A 4512-nucleotide genomic window follows, 5' to 3' on the forward strand; every position below is an offset into this window, starting at 1 on the left:
GGTTTGGTCTGCGATATCGTTGATTACTTTAAGAATCGTCTCGATATTTGCTGTTGCTGATTCAAGTACTTGTACTTCTGCAACCGCTTGGTCGATACGTGCTGAAAGGTTATCAATCGCTTGAGTCGTGTCACTTACTACAGATGTACCGTCTAGTGTCGCATCGTCAGCTTCACGAGCCGCGGCGGCTGCGCCTTGAGCGTTGTTTGCTACTTCCGTTGCGGTAACGGCCATCTCGTTCATTGCGGTGGCTAGCTGTTCAAGCTCTTGCAGCTGAGTATTCATCGCATTCGCTGACTCACCCGCGCCTTTTACTGTGATTTCAGTGCCACGTTTAATCTCAACACCAATCGCTTTGGATTGAATGATTTGATTTTGCAGGTTTTCAGTAAAGGTGTTGAAGCCTTTCGCAAGGTCAGAGAACTCTTTATCTGTATTGGTATCTAGACGTTTAGTTAAGTCACCTTGTCCGCTCGCAACATCTTGAATGGCTTGGTTAAGCGTCTCAAGCGGGCGCATTAACACACGAATAAGGACGGTTAATGCAATGATGCTGAGAATAACCGCAATTAAAGAGTAGATTATCGAGCTGTTTTTCAGATCTTCAACGGTTTGGTAAGCGATCTCTTCATCAAGTATTGCGCCGATGTACCAATCTTCACTTGGGATGTGAGTGAAGTTCACTAGGAACTTTTTACCGTCGACTTCAATTTGTTGAGATCCCTCGCGAATAGTCGCTTGTGGCAGGTAGCTTGATAGCGTTTCGCCATTGTTCTTAGCATTAGGGTGAGCAATCGTCGTGCCGTCGGCAGTGACTAGGAATAAGTAACCCGCGTCAAACAAGTTCACTTGGTTTACCAAGGTCGCAAGGTTGGTCAGTTCTAGGTCGTAGAACATACCCGCAGTAAAGCGGCCGTTGTCTTTAACTGGCGTACCCACTGAGATGATGACTTTTTTGCTTGATGCATCCACATAAGGAGCTGTCACAACTAAACTGTTTTTGGATTTAGCATCAATGTACCAAGGGCGGATTCGTGGGTCATAATCTGGCCCCGCGTCCCAACCGTCATCATTCTCAATCACGAAACCGTTTGCGTCATAACCAAAACCAACCGCGAGAAAACTGCCTTTAAGTTTTGGCTTTTCTAGGATGTTTTGAACGTAGGTACGATCTTGAGGGTTGATTTCAATGACTTCAGTCGTCGACTGAGCCAGTGCTTTCTTAGCATTCATCTCTGATGCTACGGTGTTCTTAATACCAGAGACCATCTCTTTCAGGCTTGCATTGACGTGGTTCTCTACAGCACTTTTTACGGTGTAAAGTTGCTGTATTGAAAGCAATGATACTGTCACTAATAGCAAGGCTGATGATGCTGCAACCACCTTATGGCTAAATTTCATTGTGTTTTCCTCTTCTCACAAGCTTTGCGAAAACTAAAGCTAATCGTGTTTTTGTAATTATATATATATCGACATTGTTGGGATTTACTTGAATGTAATTTCACAAAATAGACTACAAAAATACAACAACCCGCACAACGTAAAACTCAGTTAATTACATACTTGCTACTTTTGTTTTTTGGTTCAATGAGTTAAAGAGTTGGCTTAATCAAAGGCAAACAAAGTGAGGAGGGTATTAATTAGGCTAATATGCGTATGATTTACTATATAAGGGAGAGGTGTAAGGGAATTAATATGAAATCAAATGATATTCTCAATTCGTATATTGGCGATATTTCAAACAGGAGAGTGTATGTATTTTAAACCGGAGAGTGAATATATTAGGCAAAAAAAGCCCCACAAAAGTGAGGCTATTATAAATCAGGTTATTTATTACACTGTATCAGTGCGTCTAATTTAAAATATTAGATGCGCTACACCAGCGATAACCGGAAGTGTAATTAACGTACGTAGAATAAAAATAATAAACAGTTCAAGGATATTCACGGGAATCTTACTGCCTAGAAGCAGAGCGCCCACTTCAGACATGTAGATCAGCTGAGTTACCGACATTGCTGCAATAACAAAGCGAGTCATCTCGTTGTCGATAGAAGCGGCAAGGATCGCTGGGATGAACATATCCGCAAAACCAACAACAATGGTTTCAGATGCTGCAACCGCTTCAGGTACACCAAGTAGCTCAAGGAATGGAATGAAAGGCTGGCCTAGGAATGAGAACACAGAGGTGTATTCTGCAATTACCAATGCCATTGTACCTAGCCCCATTACAACAGGAAGAACGCCGAATACCATGTCGACTGCGTTACGAATGCCTTCACCAAATACAGACTTAGCAGACTTCACTTGTGATGCCTTATTTACCGCGAGTTCAAGACCCCAAGAGAAAGTCGAGTGACCCGCTGGGATTGCATCAGCATCTTTGTGAGGTTTTGTACCATCAATGAAGGTGTCTTTCTTCATGCTCAGTGGAGGAAGGCGAGGGATGATTACCGCGGCCACAATACCTGCTAAGCAGATTGCTGCGTAGAAGGGTAGGAATAGGTGCTCTAGTTCTACTTGAGCAATCACTACAAGGCTGAACGTGATAGATACTGCTGAGAAAGTCGTACCAACAACAGCGGCTTCACGTTGAGTGTAGAATTTCTTCTCGTACTGTTTGCTTGTAAGCAGGATACCAACGCTGCCGTCACCTAACCAAGAAGCCATACAATCGATAGCACTACGACCCGGCAGGTTGAAGATTGGACGCATCACTTTACTTAGTAAGGTGCCAAACAGTTCTAACAAACCGAAGTTAAGTAGAAGTGGTAATAGTAAACCGGCAAAGATGAATACTGAAAATAGAGTCGGCAATAGGCCCTCTAACACGAGACCACCGGTGTTTTCTTCCCAGATAAACTCAGGGCCAACTTGGAAGAAAGCCATGAATGCTGCAGCACCACCGATAATACGAACCAACAACCACAGTGGAGATGGGTTGAAAAGGCCGTTTAGAAATGAATTCGATTTAATGAATGTAGGTTTGAAAATGGTGCTTAACACGGAAGCTACAGACATGAAGGCAACGATTGCAGTGATAATAGCAACTAGAGACTCACCGAAAACCGCTTGAATTGATTTGGCTAGAATAGCGACAGGGATCGTGAGATCACCTTGGTAGCTAATTGGCGCCATGAAGAGGAACAAACCAATCAGAGATGGGATTAAGAAAACCCAGAAACTGCCTTTAGATTTCTCTGGTTGAGCAGTATTCGTGTTGTTAGACATGTTAATTATTCTCGTATTTCTACATGTAAAAAAGCCACATCCTTGGCATTTTTATTCTCTAAACATCCGTATTTTCTCATTGGGTGCAAGATTACCGAGTATTAATATCACTTGCAATACTATTCATCAAATATCGCTAAATATTCACGCAGGTTATTCTGCAACAAATTATGAGTTTAGAATAAAGTGTTGCAGATGTTACATATTCTCATGGTTATTACTAGGCGTTTATAAATTTACTGAGGCTTCAGTTCGATAAGTTAGGTAGAGCCAGTAGCTAAACGCGACAATGAACGCGAAAGAGGCAGGGAAAGCCAGTGCCAAAATTTCAAAGCGCTGGAACAGGCAAGCACCACTTAAACCACCAAACAGAAAGCCAACAACGATGAACATAAGAAGTTTGGCTTTACGGCGGTCAAAAGGCATCCCCTTTAAGCGTGCGCCAATCATGATCCCAAGGTCTGTGATGATCCCGCTCATGTGTGTGGTGCGAATGATCGCCCCGCTATAGGTGGTGATCATTGCGTTCTGCAAACCACACGCGGCTGAAGCGAAATACTGGCCTGAAGTGTAGCCTTGTAACAGTGCCCAAAGCGCCAAGAACAGCAATCCACCCTCAATACATAGCGCAACACCGTAACGGCGTCCTAACTTCAATGCTTGATTTTCGATAAAGAATCCGCTGAACGCGGCACCTAGCATAAAGCTCATAATGATTAGCAGGAGGTGCATAGAAGTTGAAGTCGGCGTGAGCAGGCTGCTGCCAAGTAAAGACATGGTGCCTGAAATATGGGAGATAGCTTGATGTTGGAAGCCGAGTAAACCAATAGCATTAACGCTGCCAGCAAGGCCCGCTAACAGTAAGGCGCCGTATTCAACCCAGCGAGGTAGTTTTGAAATCATGTGGTTCACCCTGGGTTAAAAAGAGGAGCCGATTATAACGCTAGCGAAAAGATACGCTAGCGTTGTAGAACGTTGATATTTGATCTTAGGCAACAGTCTTGCAGTTTGTTCCAATACTGTTTCTTTATAGAGATAATGGTCAGTAACAAGCTAGTTGTAATGACTCATCTGATGGTCAAATTTGACCCATCCGTGTTTGCGTTCTTCGTAGACTGAAAAGCTTGGTAGCGGAAAGTCTTGCTCTTTAAATAGTCCGAGCGGGACGACATAAAAATCGGCGGCGGCAACCGACTGCAATAGCATGGTAGTGCCACATTTAGGGCAAAACTGGTAGGTGACTTCATTGCCCGTGTCACTGATACGTGAAAAGGAAGTGACCTC

At 43.6% G+C, this 4512-nt stretch carries 4 protein-coding genes; all 4 read right to left on the minus strand.

Annotated features, from left to right (window positions below):
• The coding region (locus tag AB4496_RS18790) for a methyl-accepting chemotaxis protein (RefSeq protein WP_372131609.1) at window positions 1-1401 on the minus strand (1401 nt) is incomplete at its 3' end.
• A gap of 456 nt (window positions 1402-1857) precedes the next feature.
• Window positions 1858-3228, minus strand: coding sequence for a YjiH family protein (locus AB4496_RS18795; RefSeq protein WP_009845724.1), 1371 nt, complete (start codon window positions 3226-3228; stop codon window positions 1858-1860).
• Window positions 3229-3456: 228 nt separating this feature from the next.
• Window positions 3457-4131 (minus strand): YoaK family protein, encoded by a 675-nt coding sequence (locus tag AB4496_RS18800; protein WP_009845723.1) that lies wholly within the window; start codon window positions 4129-4131, stop codon window positions 3457-3459.
• Window positions 4132-4281: 150 nt separating this feature from the next.
• The coding region (locus tag AB4496_RS18805; protein ID WP_372131611.1) for a GFA family protein at window positions 4282-4512 on the minus strand (231 nt) is incomplete at its 5' end.

Source organism: Vibrio sp. 10N.222.46.A1, from assembly GCF_041473595.1.
GTDB lineage: Bacteria > Pseudomonadota > Gammaproteobacteria > Enterobacterales > Vibrionaceae > Vibrio > Vibrio tasmaniensis_A.

Bases quoted from the DNA above. Each gene is read 5' to 3' on its own strand.
- AB4496_RS18795 (WP_009845724.1), bottom strand. From the start codon at position 3,228: ATGTCTAACAACACGAATACTGCTCAACCAGAGAAATCTAAAGGCAGT.
- AB4496_RS18800 (WP_009845723.1), bottom strand. From the start codon at position 4,131: ATGATTTCAAAACTACCTCGCTGGGTTGAATACGGCGCCTTACTGTTA.